The following is a 15,404-nucleotide window of genomic DNA, read 5'->3' as shown; positions in this document are numbered from 1 at the left end:
GGCGCACGATGCACGCTAAAGAATTTTGCGGATATCCCGCAATGAATAATTGCCTGCCAGGCCAAGCTCCATCTGCAGTCCGGCTGACGAATACGCTACGCTCGACACCGTGCCCGAGGTCAGCACCTGGGCAGGCACACGGCTGCCGTCTTCGTGAGTGGCTGTCACTTCGATGCGGTAAGCACCACTGTCCAGTGGCGTACCGTCGTCACCCGAGCCATCCCAGCCAAGCGAGTACACGCCGGCGTCCAGTGTGCCCATATCGATGGCGCGCACAGGCGTGCCAGCACTGTTTAAAACGGTAACAATGACGCTAGCGGCGGGCGAAATCAGATCAACACCAAACGGCGTGGCCTCGCGTGCTTGCTCCTCACCGCCCAATGCCACCCGGCTCCCAGGTACCAGCACTTGCTTTCCAATAAGGTTGGCCGCTTGCATGGACTGCGACAAGTCCATCTGACCGGACAGCGCCAGCAATGTCTGGTTAAGCTGATTAATACCTGTCACCGTAGACAGCTGCGCCATCTGCGAAGTGACCTGGGCATTGTCCATGGGGTTGAGCGGATCCTGGTTACGCATCTGCGTGACAAGCAGCGTCAAAAACCGGTTCTCTGTTTCTTTAATAAGGCTGCTGCTGGAGGCGCTGCTCGCATGCCTGACCAGGCCGCCTGAGTTGGTGATCGCTGTCATGGGGCGTCCTTTGACGTCAATAAAGTCATGCTTGTTACTGACCAATCGACAGCGTACGAGCCATCAGGCTTTTGGCTGTATTGATGACTTCTACATTGGCCTGATAAGACCGGGATGCTGAAATCATATTCACGGTTTCAGCGACCACGTCGACATTAGGCATGGTGACGTAGCCATTGGCGTCGGCCAGCGGGTTGTGCGGGTCATAACGCATGCGCGGCGGCGCGGTGCTTTCCACTACCGCCACAACGTTCACGCCTCCGACCGCATTAGCGTCACGTTGGTCTGAAACAGGCCTCATCTGGAACACCACTTGACGGGCCTTGTAGGGCTGACCGTTCGGGCCGATTACGCTATCGGCATTGGCGAGGTTGCTCGCCGTCACATTCATTCGTTGCGACTGCGCTGACAGCGCTGAGCCAGCAATATCAAAAATACTGAATGTACTCATAGGTTTTCTCCGGTAGCCGTGGCGCGGTCTACTGCTGTAGTGCAGACATCATGGACTTGATGCGCGCTGAAACCAGCGCAAGGTCTGCCTGATAGCGTTGGGTGTTGTCAGCGAACTGCACGCGCTCTGTATCCATGTCAACGGTATTACCATCAAGGCTGGGCTGCAGAGGCTGTCTGTACAACAGCGAAGCCACGTCAGGCATTTGCGCTTTACCCGGAATGTGCCGCACCGATGTCAGCGCAAGCTCGGTAGCCGGCCGCCCCGCTTTTGGCTGGTGCATAGCCGCCTTGAGTGCCTGCGAAAATTCAAAATCACGCGCCTTGTAATGAGGCGTGTCGGCGTTGGCGATGTTTGCTGCCAGCACTTCCTGACGGCGCTGCCTGAGGTTAATGGCCTCTTGATAAAACCTGAATTCCTCGCCAATGCGGTCTGTCATGCACGTTTACCTTTGATCTGATGCCGGCAGCAAGCCGGCCATGCAATATGTAGTGGAGCAGCCAGAGGCCACACCACAAAGACAGCATGGTAATGGGCCACCTCTTAACGCAATCGACAAAACAAAGCGTCAATAGCGAGCCAGTTTCGCGTAAGGCCGCAGCAAGACATACATAGAATGCCTGCATGCAGAAACTGCCCGTACCCCTTATTTTTATTACGTTAGCCTTCATCATGCCCGGCAGTCTGGTCTGGCCGCAGGGCGCGTCCGCGTTGGAAGTAACTGTGCGCGGAATAGAGGCACGGGCAACGGCATCCGTCATGACGCAGGAAACAGCACAAGCAATGGCAACCGTAATGACCCGGGAAACAGCGCAAGCCACGGCAATCGTCATGACGCAGGAATCAGTGCAAGCCGCGACAGAGGCTGCAACTACGGTGCAGGCTCCTCCACAAGCAACGCCGGCTGTGATGACGATCAGTTCAGCAAAGACAAGTGCAGCAGTCATGGCGACCGATCCGGCAGATCCCACAATGCTGCCCTTGGCCAGCGATTCAGGGCAATTAAAAACGGGCACGGCAGCAGCGTCAACATCGGCTAAACAGCGCCAGGATTCTGTCGATATCGAAAATATTGTGCGCGAATTTTTGCTCGACTTTGCAAGCCGCTACAAAGGGCAGGCCCGGATCGACATCGAAACGCCACATCTGGGCAACCACGCCTCTTGCGACGACATGCAGCCTCAACTGTCTGGCAAGCAAGCCCTGCGCGCGCGCATGACCGTTACCGTGCGATGTGTTGTTCCCGCTCCGTGGGTTGTACACGTACAGGCCAGCATGAGTATTGAGGGAGGCTTTTATGTTGCCAGCCGCACTATTCAGGCGGGCAGTACTGTAAACCAGAACGACCTTGTCATGCGAGTGGGTGACCTATTACGCGTTCCGGGCGACGCCGTGCTGAGTCCTGAATCTGCCATAGGTTTTATTGCATCACAGCGTATTCCAGCGGGCACAACAATAAAATCGCGCATGCTGCGCTCCCCTGGCTCGGTTGAGCGTGGCCAAATGGTGCGCACCGAAGTGCGTGGCCCGGGTTTTGTGGCCAATGGCGAGGGCAAGGCGCTGGAAAGCGGTGCACCTGGCACGCGCATACAGGTTAAAGCCAACTCGGGCCAGATCATTACTGGAATTGTGCTCGATGCACATACGGTGCGTGTGTTGATGTGACATCCAAAAAAATAACGGGCGACGACTGCGCGCGAAATGCGCGCTTATGGCTACGCTAAAGTTTTTAGCCGCCAGGGCCGTAATAGAACTTGCCGTCTCCCCCTCGTAAACGCTGTACTGGAGAACACGTTTGAATATCTCACACTTGCTTAAAAGCCCCACCACTGCCACGGTCGCAGACACACGCCTCGAAAGCACGCCTCCAGCCGACACCTCGCCCGCAGCCCTCTCGCGCAAAGGCAGTGTTGACCTCAGTGCAGCCGCACGGCATCTTTCCAGCCTGCAAGACGGTGTCGCCGATATTGATGAACAAGGTGTTGAACAAATTCGGGCAGCCATCGCCGCCGGCGAGCTAAAAACAGACCCCACCCGCATCGCGGATGGCATTCTCGCCAGCGTGCACGAGCTGCTCAAGTAGCTGTCACCTTATGCCCGCCCCAATTGCCGACTTACTGAACATTATCCAGAGCGAGATACGGCTGTTTCGCGACTTTGCGCTAACGCTAGAACGCGAAGCACGCCTACTCTACGAACATACTGACGATGACCGTCTCGCCGAAAACACCACCATCAAGACCTGTCAGGCCGAACAACTGGCAGAGCTGGCAAAGCGCCGCCTGAACGCGCTCACATCTATGGGCTATACGCCAGACCACAACGGCCTGGACGCGGCTGCAAAACAACACCTGGCATTGCAACCGCTGCACAACGAGCTCAGCCGATTGGCTGCCCGGGCCTTTGAACTAAATACCGCCAACGGCATAACACTTGATACCTTTATCAAACATAACCGGCAGACGCTCAACGAGCTTCAAAAACTGGCAGGGCACGGTGAACTCTATGACGAAGGCGGGCGCAGCACGTCACGCACGTCGCGTCTGCGTACGCCCATTCGGGCGGGCTGATCTCTACCGTTTCTTACGATTCTTCCTGATTTTTAGCGTGGCCAAGCGCACCACGACGGGCATTTTTACGTCGGCCGCATAGGGATGTGATTTTTTTTGCTTGGCTACGTAGTCCTGTTTTTTGGCCTCTTGCCTGACGCAACCGCCTCGAACACGGCCCATGAAGTGTCAGCGCTGTAGCGTGTCTTTCAATGCAAAGAGCTTGAGCAAGGCCGACGGCAAATCGGTCTCTGCTTTTAACCCGGCCAGCACTGAGGCCACGCGTCTGATCGGTGTGTTCTCAACGGTGCGCGACAGCTGCCATGCAGCCAACCCGAGCCGAATGGCGTGCGACGCCATGACAAGCTGACCGGTGCTGTCGTTGTTGAGCAAGCGCCACAGACGCAAGGCATATCGCATCGCTGAACCACTTTCATGGCCCAGCAACAGGCAACGTGCAGCATAATCCCGTTCCGAGAACGGAAAGCGTTGGCTGACGAGTGCATACAGGGTTTTGTCTTTGTGTGGCTCAGATCGACCCATTAAACGCAAAGCCACCAGCCATGCCGACAACAATGCCTGGCCGCGCGCAACAAGGCAGACCCGATGCTCGCCCACCCAGGGTTGCATATCAATGCCGCTGCCACGCGGCTTGCCCATGTAAAACACGGGAAACTCTGGCAAGGTGACCGGACGGTAATCCAGGTTTCTAGCCAGCGCAGCCACTGTTGTCATTTCATCATTCACCCATATCGCCGTAGAAGGCGTGACGGCGCTTATCCAGATTTGCTCAAGCTCTTGCACGTGTCTGACCAGATTTGGCTTAAAGCCTGCAAAGTAATGAATGGTGTCTGTCATGCCAGGCTGGGAGACCGACCACTTAACCTGGTGCAGCATTGCCTCGGCGGGCGAAAGCGCTCTGACCGAGGCTGCCCCACACGAAGACTGCCACCCAGCAGCGCCCCGTACAGACTGCGTCGGCGACGCAATTGCCTGTCCGTCTGCACCGAACAGCAACACCGCACCTAACTGCTCTACCCATTGCCCGTACACTGGCATATTTGCCTGTAAATGCGCAGCAAAAATCCGCTGTTGAGCTGCCACATGTGTCAACCAATCCTCGCTAGACGAGGTAGACGAACTGAGCGACTCGAGCCCATAGGACGGATTGGACAGGTTGAACGACCTTGATGCGCTTGGTGCGTTGGATGGACTGGACAGGCTGGTTGATTTGGTCAGGTTTTCCTGGGCACTGGACGCATTCTTACCGGCCTGCCTATGTGCGCGGTCGCACCACACGGAGTAGGCGGCTGCCAGCACAGGAGTCTCAGCGATGTGATGGCATGCCGCCTCGACCTCTTCGCCTGACAGAACTGCCTTGTCTGCCGCTGTGCCAGCCAAAGCCAACAAACCCGACAGCACATGCCGCCGCTGCATTTTCGCGCTTTGGGGTTCTTGCTCACAACCATTTTTCCCCAGCTTTAACAAGGCAGCAAGATCAGCTTCCGACGGCACGTACAAGGTGGGAGAACGCCTGCGCGGTGCAAGCGCCTGATCGACCAATACTGCAGCAGTGGGGCAAGCGAGGTCTTCCGGGACGCGCTGGCCGACTGAAACGTAGCGTATGGGCAGCTGAAAACGGATGGCCGTATCAAGCACAGCTCCCAACCGTATGGTTTCATCGACCTTAGACACGACGCATCCTTGCAGTGGTGGCCCACCATCACTCGAATACGTTTGCGCCACATCATCAAGCGTATCGCCATGAGATGCGGCATTCATCACCAGCAGTCGCTGAACAGGCCGCACCGCCGCAGCCATCAGCGCAGCCTGAGCACGAACGCGACGATCACGCTGACTCACGCCCACGTTGTCGATAAGCAGCGTTTGCACAGGCTCAAGACCTTGGATAATGTGATTGAGTTCGATCTCATCACGAGCGACGTGCACGGGCACACCCAGCATTTTCCCATAGAGCATAAGCTGTTCATGCGCGCCAATACGCCAGGTATCGGTAGTGGCCAGCACCAGGCCTGTCGGCCCCGTGCGTCGCACGCAACGTGCGGCAAGCTTTGCAATCGTCGTTGTCTTGCCGACGCCGGTGGGGCCAACCAAGGCAATCAACGCCCCTGGCTGCAGAAAATTTTCGTCGTTTTCCACAGGAGGCAGATGGGACACCAACTGATCACGGGCCCACTGTTGGGCAGCGTGCCCGGCCAGCCCGGCAGGCAGACGCTTGAGCATGGCATGCAGCAGTGCTGTGCTAAAGCCGCACTCCAGCAGTGTCTGATACAAGCTAGCCACACTCGGGGTGTCACAAAGCTGGTTGCCCCACATCAATGCCTGCATGCGACTTTCAAGCGCTTCGCGCATCTCGCCCAGCTTCGACAATACGCTGCTGTCTTCCCCTGCCGCGCCGATTACCGTTGCATCGGGCGTCCAGCCAGAATCAGCCGCCATAATCTCCACACCTCCATTGATACGGCGGTTAGAGAGAATAATGGCATCTGGACCAAGTGCCAGACGTACTTGACGCAAGGCCTCACGGTTGGTGCTACCCACAAAGCGACTTGCCTTCATGGCCCAGGCGCCAGGCGCACTTCGCGCAAGGCCTCACGGTTGGTGCTGCCCACAAGGCGGCTTGTCTTCATGCCGCAGGTTCTCCGATAAGCGTGGTCACACGCAAAATACGATCTTCAGGAATTTCAGCCGTCGACAACACCCCAAGCATGGGAAACTGATGTCTAAGAAAACGTGCCAGCGGTGCCCGCAAGGCCGGCGGCGTAACCAGCACAGCCGGGTCACCCTGTTCATCTTGAGCAGCGATGGCGCGCTGGGTTTCATTAAGCAGGCTATCGGCCAGCCCCGGCTCAATGGCGTCGCTGGTGGACCACGCCTGGGTCAACACGCTTTCCAACCTTGCATCCAGGCCGATCACCCGCAGCTCACTCTCACCCGGATACCATTTTTGAGTGATGGCACGCCCCAGTGCGACACGCGTTAGCGCCAGCAATTCGACCGGATCAGGCCCGGCGCCTTCGGGGCTAAGCGCGGCCAGACGTGGTGCGTGCTCCGCAACCGTATCCACAATGCGGCGCATATCTCTGATAGGCACCTCTTCCTGCAAAAGGCCTCTGAGCAGCTTCTGCAGTGACGCCACACCTATGGTTTTGGGTACAAAGTCTTCAACCAGCGTCGGTGCCTCACGACCAAGGTGAGCAAGCAATTGCTGCACCTCCTGGCGGCCAAGCAGATCAGCTGCATGCTTGTGCATGAGGTGATTAAGATGCGTGGCCACCACCGTGCTGGCATCAACCACGGTATAACCCGCCACCTGAGCCTGCTCGCGCAGCGACACATCGATCCAGACTGCAGGAAGCCCAAAGGCAGGGTCTATGGTTGCCGTGCCCGGAAGCGTCATCGTCACGCCACCCGGGTCAATGGCCAGCCAACGACCCGGCGTCACCATGCCGCGTCCGATCTCAACGCCCGACAGCAAAATACGGTAATCATTGGGCTTGAGTTCGAGGTTGTCGCGAATGTGCACGACGGGCGGCAGAAACCCCACGTCTTGGGCAAACTTTTTACGCAGGCTGCGGATCCGATGCAGTAACTCGCCATCCTGGGCATGATCTACCAGCGAGATCAGCCTGTACCCCACTTCCAGCCCCAGCGGATCGACGGGTGCCACATCATCCCAGCTGGCTTCGGCGGCCGCAGCGTCAACCGCCGCCTGGGCTTGCGCCGGTTCGGGCGCGCGGCGCAACCCGTCAACGGCCAAACGCCTGCGTAATACCCAGCCTGCTGTCGCCATCATGGCTGCAAGCAGCAGAAACGCCACATGTGGCATGTTGGGGATCAGGCCCAAGGCCGCCATAATGCAGGCGGTAATAAACAATACATTGGGGTTGGAGAACAGCTGGCTCGTTATTTGCTGGCCTACATCTTGATCGGTGGCGACTCTTGACACCACCACACCAGCGGCGGTCGAAATCACCAATGCAGGAATTTGCGCAACCAGGCCGTCACCTATGGTTAGCAAGGTATAAACCCGTGCAGACTCTGCAAAGCCCAGGTCATGCTGCCCCACCCCAATGACCAGCCCACCCACCACGTTGATGACCATGATCAACAGCCCGGCCACTGCGTCACCGCGTACAAACTTGCTGGCGCCGTCCATGGCGCCGTAAAACTCGGCCTCTTGCCCCACTTCGATGCGCCTCCGCCTTGCGTCGTCTTCACGTATGAGGCCGGCGTTCAGATCTGCATCAATGGCCATTTGCTTGCCTGGCATGGCGTCCAGCGTGAACCGCGCACCAACCTCGGCAATACGCCCCGCACCCTTGGTGATCACCACAAAATTAATGATGACGAGAATAACGAATACGACCATGCCAACGGCAAAATTTCCACCGACAAGAAAGTGCCCGAAGGCTTCAATGACCTGCCCGGCTGCATCAGGGCCTTGGTGCCCATGCAGCAGAACAACCCGTGTGGATGCCACATTGAGCGCAAGACGAAGCAGCGTGGCAAACAGCAATACAGCCGGAAAGGCGGCAAAATCAAGTGGCTTTTTGGTGAATATGGCCACCAGCAGAACCATGACCGACAACGATATATTGAAGGTAAACAGCAGATCCAGAATGAACGGCGGTAGCGGCAATATCATCATGGCCAGCACCATGAGTATGAGCACAGGCCCTGCCATCAGCCTGGCATGAGCGGGGCCATTGTCTTTGAGCAGCGTGAAAAATGCGTTCATGATGCGGGGTGTGTCATGTTCGTGTGCTCATCAGGGTCAAGCCCGGGCGGGACGGCAAGCTCTGAAGGCTGGCGCGGTTCAGGTGCCAGCCCGTCACGCCAGCGGCGCAGCTGAAACACCCACGCCAGCACTTCGGCAACCGCCGAATAGAGGGCAGTCGGGATCTCTTGACCAAGTTCTACATGGTGATAAAGCGCGCGGGCCAGGGGCGGTGCGCTCAGTATGGGCACATTGTGCTCATGGCCCAGTTGTCGCACACGTGCGGCAACCAGCCCGGTGCCTTTGGCAACCACCCTGGGTGCGGCCCCCTGATCGTGCTCGCGATAGGTAAGCGCCACGGCGTAGTGCCTGGGGTTGGTCACGATCACATCGGCTCGTGGCACCTCTGACATCATGCGTCGTCGGGCCATGGCACGCTGCTGTTGACGTATACGCCCTTTGACATGAGGGTCTCCGTCATTTTCTTTGTTTTCCTTCCTGATATCTTCACGTGACATGCGCAGTTTTTTCTGATGAATGAACAACTGCCAGGGCACATCAATGGTGACGATAAGGAGCAGGCTTGCAGCAATAAGTGCGCAACATAGAGCGACCAGCGCAACACCCGCAGCCAGAGCCTCTGACACAGACGCATACATCAGCGCCATCATGTCATCCTGGTAATGCGCGATAACGAAAACCGCCACCCCACCGATGACAAGCGCTTTGGCAAGCGTTTTGAGCAGTTCTACCATGGCCTGAGCAGAGAACATACGCGCGACGCCTTTAACCGGATTAAGTCTGGCAAACTTGGGCTCCAGTGCTTTGAACGATAGCAACAGGCCACCAAGCAGCGTTGACGACACAATAGCCGTAACAACCAGCACACCAAACAAAGGCCATAAAAGCCACAGCGCATTGCTTGCCGACTGTGCCGCCACAGCAAGCATATACGCCGTATCCGTGCCCACTTGGGGTTCAAACCAGAGCCCGCTGCGCATGATGTCGCTCAAGCCTTTGTACAGTTGTGCGCCAGCCAGCCACAATACAGCCACCCCTGCTGACAGCAACAAAAAAGTATTGAGCTCGCGAGACCGGGCAAGCTGCCCCTCTTCACGCGCCTTTTCCAGACGCCTGGGTGAGGCAGGCTCGGTTTTTTCGAGATGGCTATCCTCTGCCATGCAGTGCCGACTTTAGATCGTGACAGGGCATCAAAACCCCAGGCTCGCAAGCAAATCGTCAACCTGATCCTGGCTGGTGACCACATCCGTCTTACCTTCCGGGTTTACTTCCGGGCCGTTGATAAGTGAGTTTGCTTCTTCACGTTTTTCTTGTGGAACGTTATCAATAAGCACCTGAATCAGCTCAGTTTCTATCGCCGAAATAACACCCAGCATGCGGGTAATGACTTGCCCGGTCAGATCTTGAAAGTCTTGCGCCATGATGATGTCCATGAGGCGGTCAAGCGAATCTTGTGCACGGGCAGGCACCAACGCCAGAAACCCTCGGGTTTCATCCACCAGTTCTCGGGCCTGTGATAGCTCAACCGGGTGATCAAACCAGGCTTGCCAGCGTTGATCCAGCACCAGGGCCTGGCGTTTCAGGTCTTCTTGCAGGGGCTGCGCCTGCTCGGCGGCGTTTAGCACGCGATTGGCGGCCTGCTCAGTCATGGTGGCAACATAGCGCAGGCGATCGCGCGCGTCAGGTATGGCGTGGGCTGCCTGCTTGATGGCCTGGTCCAGACCCAGATCACGCATGCTGACCCGCAGCATATGCGTCAATGAAGCGATACGCTGTATGAGGTCGGTCGAGGGCGTGGGACTGGCTGGCTGTTCTGCCAGCGTGTTCACACTTTCGGTGTTGATGTATGTGCTGTCCATAATGCCTTCAGCTCCCCTGTTTTTCAAAAATTTTATTCAGCTTCTCTTCCAGCGTGGCCGCCGTAAAAGGCTTGACGACATAGCCGTTGGCACCCGCCTGGGCCGCCGCAATAATGTTTTCTTTCTTGGCCTCGGCGGTCACCATCAGAACAGGCAGTTTCGACAGCGCCACATCAGCACGTATGTGTTGCAGCATGGTCAGGCCATCCATATTGGGCATATTCCAGTCGGACACCACAAATTCAAAATTGCCGTTGCGTAATTTTTCGAGCCCCATTGCGCCGTCTTCGGCCTCATCGACGTTTTCAAAACCCAGGTCTTTCAACAGGTTTTTAATAATGCGTCGCATGGTCGGAAAGTCATCGACCACCAGGATTTTCATGGTTTTCTGTACCACAGCTAGTTCTCCAGAGTTATGTACTGTCAGGCTTGTACAGACTAGACACGATGCCCGTATGCGCCTGCGCTCACAAGAATGTGTTCACTGATTTCAGACAAAGGCACGCCGCAGTCAGCTGCCCCTATAAGCAACGCTTCACGCGGCATGCCAAACACCACGCAACTGGCCTCATCCTGGGCAATGGTGACGGCACCCGCCTGCTTCATGGCCAGAAGGCCGTGTGCGCCGTCTTTCCCCATGCCTGTCAGCAGTACGCCCACGGCATTGTTCGCGGCCACCTGTGCGGCCGAATGGAACAACACATCGACAGACGGACGGTGCCGGTTGACGGGTTCACTGGACTCCAGACGGACAACGTAGTTGGCGCCACTGCGTGCGAGCTTCATGTGAGCCACCCCGCCAGGGGCCAGGTATACATGCCCCGGCAATACACGTTGACCGTCTTCGGCCTCGTGAACCTGAACCGCACAGAGTCGATCCAGGCGCTGTACAAACGAACGTGTAAAACCGGCCGGCATGTGCTGGGTAATCATGATTGCTGGACTGTTGGCGGGCATAGGTTCGAGCACCTGCCGTATAGCCTCAGTGCCGCCGGTGGATGCGCCGATCAATACCAGCTTTTCGGTGGTGGAAAATGGGCGTGTAAGCCTGCGTGCCGGCTTTCTGCCTCCAGACGCGCGATAGCGAGGCCGTGAGTGCGCAGCGGCACGGATTTTGTCGGCGATAAGCTCAGCGTAATCAAGCAAGCCATCACGCAAACCAAGCCGCGGCTTGGTCAGAAAATCAACCGCGCCGAGTTCAAGCGCCCTGAGCGTAACGTCAGAGTTTTTGTCAGTCAGCGAAGATACCATGAGCACCGGCATAGGGCGCAGACGCATCAGCCGCTCAAGAAAATCGAGCCCGTCCATGTGCGGCATTTCTACGTCCAGCGTAAGCACATCGGGGTTGTGCCGTTTTATAAGTTCACGCGCCACAAGAGGGTCGGGTGCGACCGCCACAACTTCCATATCGGCCTGGCTGTTGATAATTTCTGCCATGACACCCCGCACAAGGGCAGAGTCATCTACACACAGCACAGCAATTTTCTTCATGACCACCCCCCTCTCCATGCGAGCATGCGCATGACCCACCTGATTTCAAATGAGTGCATAAACGGTCTTGCCCTGAAGCCTGAACACAGTCGTCAAATGCGTCATGTTTTCAGAATGCCCTACGAACAGCAGGCCGCCCGGCTTAAGCACGCGAGCGAATCGCTCCAGCAGGCGAGCCTGTGTGCTCTTGTCGAAGTAAATCATGGTGTTGCGGCAGAAGATCGCATCAAAACGCGTTTGTGGCCACGAGGGAGAAAGCAGGTTGAGCGTGTTGAACTCAATCAGCTCGCGCAGTGCGGGCTTGGCTCGCGCAAAGCCCTCGCGCGACCCGACACCGCGGTGAAAATACTTTTGTACATAGGCTGAAGGCACCGGCGTCAGACGATCAAGCCGGTATATGCCCTGCTCTGCCTGACGCACAGCATCGGTGTCGATATCAGTGGCCTGCACGCACACACCTGATCCCAGGGCGCTGCCGCATTCGCGCAGCGTCATGGCGATTGAATAGGCCTCTTCGCCGGTCGAACATGCGCAGGTCCAGACCTTCAATGACTGACGACGGCTACGTGCAAACTTCGCCAGCACTTCAAAATGATGAGCTTCGCGAAAGAATGCCGTGTGATTAATGGTAAAGGCGTTTATAAATGCGACCCATTGAGGTGACTGTGCGTCGCGCTCCAACATGCCCAGCAATGCCCTGACCTCATCGAACCCGGCTTGATCTGCCTGAATGCTCAACCGACGTTCTGCCATCTCTTTTTTGTGCAACGGCAACACGATACCCGTCCGACGCAACAACAACTGTGCAGCACGCTGAAAATCATGGGGCGCCAGTCGGGCGCCCGCAGGCAACGTAAAAGCGGATAGGTTGGACATCAACGTAATGAAGTGATTCGCAACACGGCGACAGGCCTGAGCAACGAGTATGAAAAAGAGGTCATCAACGGCTGCAGAGAGTGCTCACATAACTGCATAAGCAGCGCTAGACGACAGCGTGCTCCACCAGTTGCATTTCTTCGCTGGTCATGAGCTTTTCGATGTCGACCAGAATAAGCATGCGCTCATCCAGCGTGCCTATGCCTGTGAGGTATTCGGTAGCGAACGTCGTGCCAAATTGGGGCGCCGCGCTAATTTGTGCCGGCTGCAACATCAGCACGTCTGACACCCCGTCCACCACGACCCCCACGACACGTGCGCCAAGATTGAGAATGACAACAACAGTTTGATGGTCATATTCAACGGTTTCAAGATTGAACTTGATACGCATGTCGACAATAGGCACGATGACACCACGCAAGTTGGTAACACCCTTGATAAAGCCAGGCACATTGGCGATGCGCGTTACGGTCTGGCTGTCATAGCCCCGTATTTCTTGCACCTTCAAAATATCAATGCCGTATTCTTGTGCGCCAAGCGTGAACACCAGGTATTCAAGGCCCTGCATATCGGCCTGAAGGGCTGCGGCCTGTACGTTCTGTAAAGTATTAAGCATAAATTGCTCCAGATAATGCGTCGACCTTAGCGGCCGACTTGTCCGCGCGAGAACCGCATGAGCGCAAACACATCGACGATGAGTGCCACGCTTCCATCGCCAAGAATGGTGGCGGCCGAAATGCCCGGAATTTTTCGATAATTGGCTTCAAGGTTTTTTACGACCACCTGATACTGGCCCAGAAGCTGATCAACCTGCAACGCGAAACGCGTATCTTCAGCCTGCAGAATCACCGCAATAGACTGGGTAACGTCAACCTCGGCCTGTGACACTGCAAACACCTGATGCAAGGCAATGAGTGGCAAGTACTCGCCACGAACATGCAAGACCCGTTCGGTGTCAGAGATGGCATGCACCTGGTCGGCCGACGGTTGAATTGATTCTGTGACATGACTGAGCGGCAAAATAAAAGTTTCGTCGCCCACGCCCACCGACATGCCGTCAAGAATGGCCAGGGTCAACGGCAATACAATGCGTGTGGTTGTGCCCTGACCGGCCCGCGATGACAACTGTATGTGCCCGCCCATGCCCTGAATGTTGCGCTTGACCACATCCATGCCCACACCTCTGCCAGAAATATCTGTGACTTTTTCTGCTGTCGAGAAGCCGGGGGTAAAGATGAGCTGCCACAGCTCGTCATCGGGTGTGTTTTCGGTAACGGGCAAGCCCAGTGAAATAGCCTTGCGCAGAATGCGCTCGCGGCTTAACCCTGCACCATCGTCAGATACCTCAATAATGATCTGCCCCCCGTGATGCTCGGCCGCCAGTACCAGGCTGCCTTCAGGGTTTTTGCCGACTGCAACGCGCTGCTCGGGGTTCTCTATGCCGTGATCAATACTATTGCGAACTAAATGCGTGAGCGGATCGATGATGCGCTCGATCAGGCTTTTGTCGAGTTCTGTGGCCTGACCATGGGTGGTGAGCGTAATGCGTTTGCCCAGTTTGGTGGCGCTTTCGCGCACCAGGCGTGGAAAGCGGCTGAACACGTAATCCATGGGCATCATGCGTATGGACATTACCGCCTCCTGCAGATCGCGTGCGTTGCGCTCGAGATGCTCAAGCCCATTGAGCAGGCGATCATGCTCTACGGGGTCTAGCGTGGCGGCGGTTTGCACCAGCATGGCCTGGGTAATAACGAGTTCACCGACCAGATTAATGATCTGGTCAACCTTTTCGACGCCGACGCGCAGCGTGGCCGAGTTGCTGCGAGCCTGAACAACCTTGCCGGTAGCGCTTTCTGCTGGTGTGCCTGAAGTACTGATGCCACCAGCACCACCGGTAAGGGTGTCGTGTTCGAGCGCGACCAAGGTCTCGGGCGAAGGCGGGTTAATCTGCTGTATGTCGGCAACACCTTTTGCGGTATTTTGCTCTGCGAGTTCAGCCACTGCTTTGGTGACGCTTACCTGATCACGGTTGACCACAAAGCAGCAGACAGCCTCGATATCGTCTACTGATGCCGTGGTGCGAAGCCATATTGCAAGTGAACCGTCGCCTTCATCAAGACGCACCACATCACCCATCAAGCTCATTTCGTGGGCGAGCGCTGCGGCATCCTTGGCCGCCACGCCAGTCAGGCTGACCTGCAGCATTGACGGGGTCGGTGCGTGTTCACCAGGCTTTTGCTGCGTGCCAACACCCAGTGGCGAAACGGTTTGTGCATTACGGCTATTGCTTGGGCTTTGCTGAATTGTGTGCCGGCAGTCAGGCGACGAGGTGACAGCCAGCTCGCGCAACTGTGCGCATATGCGTTCATACGTGACCGCATCGGGCTCCTGCCCGTTGCGGTAAGCAAGCACTTGATCAGTTAACACGTCCTTGGTTTCCAGAAAAAGGTCTATCATTTCTTTGCGCAACACCATCTCGCCGCAGCGCACCAGGTCGAGCAGGTTTTCCAGAAGATGGGTGGTGTCGGCGAGCGCAGCAAAACACCCAAACGTACCTGCGCCGCCCTTGATGGAATGGGCAGCCCTGAAAATGGCATCGAGCTGATCAGTGTCGGGCTCTGAAATATCAATGCCGAGCAACTGCTGCTCCATATCGGCCAGAAGTTCTTCGGCTTCATCAAAAAAGGTTTCAAAAAACTGGCTGAGGTCGACGCCCGCGCTCATGA

At 56.6% G+C, this 15,404-nt stretch carries 15 protein-coding genes; 3 read left to right on the top strand and 12 right to left on the bottom strand.

Annotation, left to right across the window (positions count from 1 at the left end):
• Window positions 1-15 precede the first annotated feature (15 nt).
• Genes FQ179_RS02440 through flgB form a run of 3 tightly spaced genes read right to left on the bottom strand, consistent with a single transcriptional unit; the run spans window position 16 to window position 1,580 of the window.
• Complete coding sequence (locus tag FQ179_RS02440; protein WP_149395671.1) at window positions 16-690, bottom strand: flagellar hook capping FlgD N-terminal domain-containing protein; 675 nt, start codon at window positions 688-690, stop codon at window positions 16-18.
• A 34-nt stretch (window positions 691-724) separates the two neighbouring features.
• Window positions 725-1,141, bottom strand: a complete 417-nt coding sequence (gene flgC / locus FQ179_RS02435) for a flagellar basal body rod protein FlgC (protein WP_149395669.1) — start codon at window positions 1,139-1,141, stop codon at window positions 725-727.
• Window positions 1,142-1,169: 28 nt separating this feature from the next.
• A complete protein-coding gene (gene flgB, locus FQ179_RS02430; protein ID WP_149395667.1) occupies window positions 1,170-1,580 on the bottom strand; it encodes a flagellar basal body rod protein FlgB in 411 nt (136 codons plus the stop codon).
• A 185-nt stretch (window positions 1,581-1,765) separates the two neighbouring features.
• Between flgB and flgA the strand changes: the two genes are divergently transcribed.
• From flgA to FQ179_RS02415, 3 genes are all read left to right on the top strand, one after another.
• Entirely contained in the window at window positions 1,766-2,806 is a 1,041-nt protein-coding gene (gene flgA / locus FQ179_RS02425) for a flagellar basal body P-ring formation chaperone FlgA (protein ID WP_149395666.1), read from the top strand.
• A gap of 130 nt (window positions 2,807-2,936) precedes the next feature.
• A complete protein-coding gene (gene flgM, locus FQ179_RS02420; protein ID WP_149395664.1) occupies window positions 2,937-3,224 on the top strand; it encodes a flagellar biosynthesis anti-sigma factor FlgM in 288 nt (95 codons plus the stop codon).
• A gap of 10 nt (window positions 3,225-3,234) precedes the next feature.
• Window positions 3,235-3,711 (top strand): flagella synthesis protein FlgN, encoded by a 477-nt coding sequence (locus FQ179_RS02415; RefSeq protein WP_188074485.1) that lies wholly within the window; start codon window positions 3,235-3,237, stop codon window positions 3,709-3,711.
• A 168-nt stretch (window positions 3,712-3,879) separates the two neighbouring features.
• Here the strand turns inward: FQ179_RS02415 and FQ179_RS02410 are convergent, their stop codons facing one another.
• The 9 genes from FQ179_RS02410 to cheA form a co-directional block, all read right to left on the bottom strand.
• Entirely contained in the window at window positions 3,880-6,270 is a 2,391-nt protein-coding gene (locus FQ179_RS02410; RefSeq protein WP_149395662.1) for a hypothetical protein, read from the bottom strand.
• A 67-nt stretch (window positions 6,271-6,337) separates the two neighbouring features.
• On the bottom strand, window positions 6,338-8,452 hold the full coding sequence (gene flhA / locus FQ179_RS02405) for a flagellar biosynthesis protein FlhA (RefSeq protein WP_149395661.1): 2,115 nt from the start codon (window positions 8,450-8,452) through the stop codon (window positions 6,338-6,340).
• Complete coding sequence (flhB, locus tag FQ179_RS02400) at window positions 8,449-9,612, bottom strand: flagellar biosynthesis protein FlhB (protein ID WP_149395660.1); 1,164 nt, start codon at window positions 9,610-9,612, stop codon at window positions 8,449-8,451. Before flhB ends, flhA begins: the two co-directional genes overlap by 4 nt.
• A gap of 30 nt (window positions 9,613-9,642) precedes the next feature.
• On the bottom strand, window positions 9,643-10,311 hold the full coding sequence (cheZ, locus tag FQ179_RS02395; RefSeq protein ID WP_149395659.1) for a protein phosphatase CheZ: 669 nt from the start codon (window positions 10,309-10,311) through the stop codon (window positions 9,643-9,645).
• Window positions 10,312-10,318: 7 nt separating this feature from the next.
• The gene (cheY, locus tag FQ179_RS02390; protein ID WP_149395658.1) at window positions 10,319-10,708 is read right to left on the bottom strand and encodes a chemotaxis response regulator CheY; all 390 of its coding nucleotides are present in this window, start codon (window positions 10,706-10,708) and stop codon (window positions 10,319-10,321) included.
• Between the two features lie 41 nt (window positions 10,709-10,749).
• Complete coding sequence (locus FQ179_RS02385; RefSeq protein WP_149395657.1) at window positions 10,750-11,802, bottom strand: chemotaxis response regulator protein-glutamate methylesterase; 1,053 nt, start codon at window positions 11,800-11,802, stop codon at window positions 10,750-10,752.
• 45 nt (window positions 11,803-11,847) lie between these two features.
• On the bottom strand, window positions 11,848-12,678 hold the full coding sequence (locus FQ179_RS02380) for a CheR family methyltransferase (protein ID WP_149395656.1): 831 nt from the start codon (window positions 12,676-12,678) through the stop codon (window positions 11,848-11,850).
• Window positions 12,679-12,784: 106 nt separating this feature from the next.
• Window positions 12,785-13,294: a chemotaxis protein CheW gene (locus tag FQ179_RS02375; protein WP_149395655.1), complete on the bottom strand. Its 510-nt coding sequence runs from the start codon at window positions 13,292-13,294 to the stop codon at window positions 12,785-12,787.
• A gap of 26 nt (window positions 13,295-13,320) precedes the next feature.
• Window positions 13,321-15,402: a chemotaxis protein CheA gene (gene cheA, locus FQ179_RS02370; RefSeq protein ID WP_149395654.1), complete on the bottom strand. Its 2,082-nt coding sequence runs from the start codon at window positions 15,400-15,402 to the stop codon at window positions 13,321-13,323.
• Between the last annotated feature and the right edge of the window lie 2 nt (window positions 15,403-15,404).

The organism is Pusillimonas sp. ANT_WB101, assembly GCF_008369125.1.
Classification (GTDB): domain Bacteria; phylum Pseudomonadota; class Gammaproteobacteria; order Burkholderiales; family Burkholderiaceae_B; genus Allopusillimonas.
The sequence above is the reverse complement of the archived record's forward strand: the minus strand, read 5'-3'. Positions and strand labels throughout refer to the sequence as shown.

What these genes read in the sequence shown, in the direction of transcription:
- cheA (WP_149395654.1), bottom strand. Translation starts at nt 15,402, where the DNA reads ATGAGCGCGGGCGTCGACCTCAGCCAGTTTTTTGAAACCTTTTTTGAT.
- FQ179_RS02440 (WP_149395671.1), bottom strand. Translation starts at nt 690, where the DNA reads ATGACAGCGATCACCAACTCAGGCGGCCTGGTCAGGCATGCGAGCAGC.
- flgA (WP_149395666.1), top strand. Translation starts at nt 1,766, where the DNA reads ATGCAGAAACTGCCCGTACCCCTTATTTTTATTACGTTAGCCTTCATC.
- flgB (WP_149395667.1), bottom strand. Translation starts at nt 1,580, where the DNA reads ATGACAGACCGCATTGGCGAGGAATTCAGGTTTTATCAAGAGGCCATT.
- flgC (WP_149395669.1), bottom strand. Translation starts at nt 1,141, where the DNA reads ATGAGTACATTCAGTATTTTTGATATTGCTGGCTCAGCGCTGTCAGCG.
- FQ179_RS02375 (WP_149395655.1), bottom strand. Translation starts at nt 13,294, where the DNA reads ATGCTTAATACTTTACAGAACGTACAGGCCGCAGCCCTTCAGGCCGAT.
- FQ179_RS02415 (WP_188074485.1), top strand. Translation starts at nt 3,235, where the DNA reads ATGCCCGCCCCAATTGCCGACTTACTGAACATTATCCAGAGCGAGATA.
- flhA (WP_149395661.1), bottom strand. Translation starts at nt 8,452, where the DNA reads ATGAACGCATTTTTCACGCTGCTCAAAGACAATGGCCCCGCTCATGCC.
- flhB (WP_149395660.1), bottom strand. Translation starts at nt 9,612, where the DNA reads ATGGCAGAGGATAGCCATCTCGAAAAAACCGAGCCTGCCTCACCCAGG.
- FQ179_RS02385 (WP_149395657.1), bottom strand. Translation starts at nt 11,802, where the DNA reads ATGAAGAAAATTGCTGTGCTGTGTGTAGATGACTCTGCCCTTGTGCGG.
- FQ179_RS02410 (WP_149395662.1), bottom strand. Translation starts at nt 6,270, where the DNA reads ATGAAGGCAAGTCGCTTTGTGGGTAGCACCAACCGTGAGGCCTTGCGT.
- cheZ (WP_149395659.1), bottom strand. Translation starts at nt 10,311, where the DNA reads ATGGACAGCACATACATCAACACCGAAAGTGTGAACACGCTGGCAGAA.
- FQ179_RS02380 (WP_149395656.1), bottom strand. Translation starts at nt 12,678, where the DNA reads ATGTCCAACCTATCCGCTTTTACGTTGCCTGCGGGCGCCCGACTGGCG.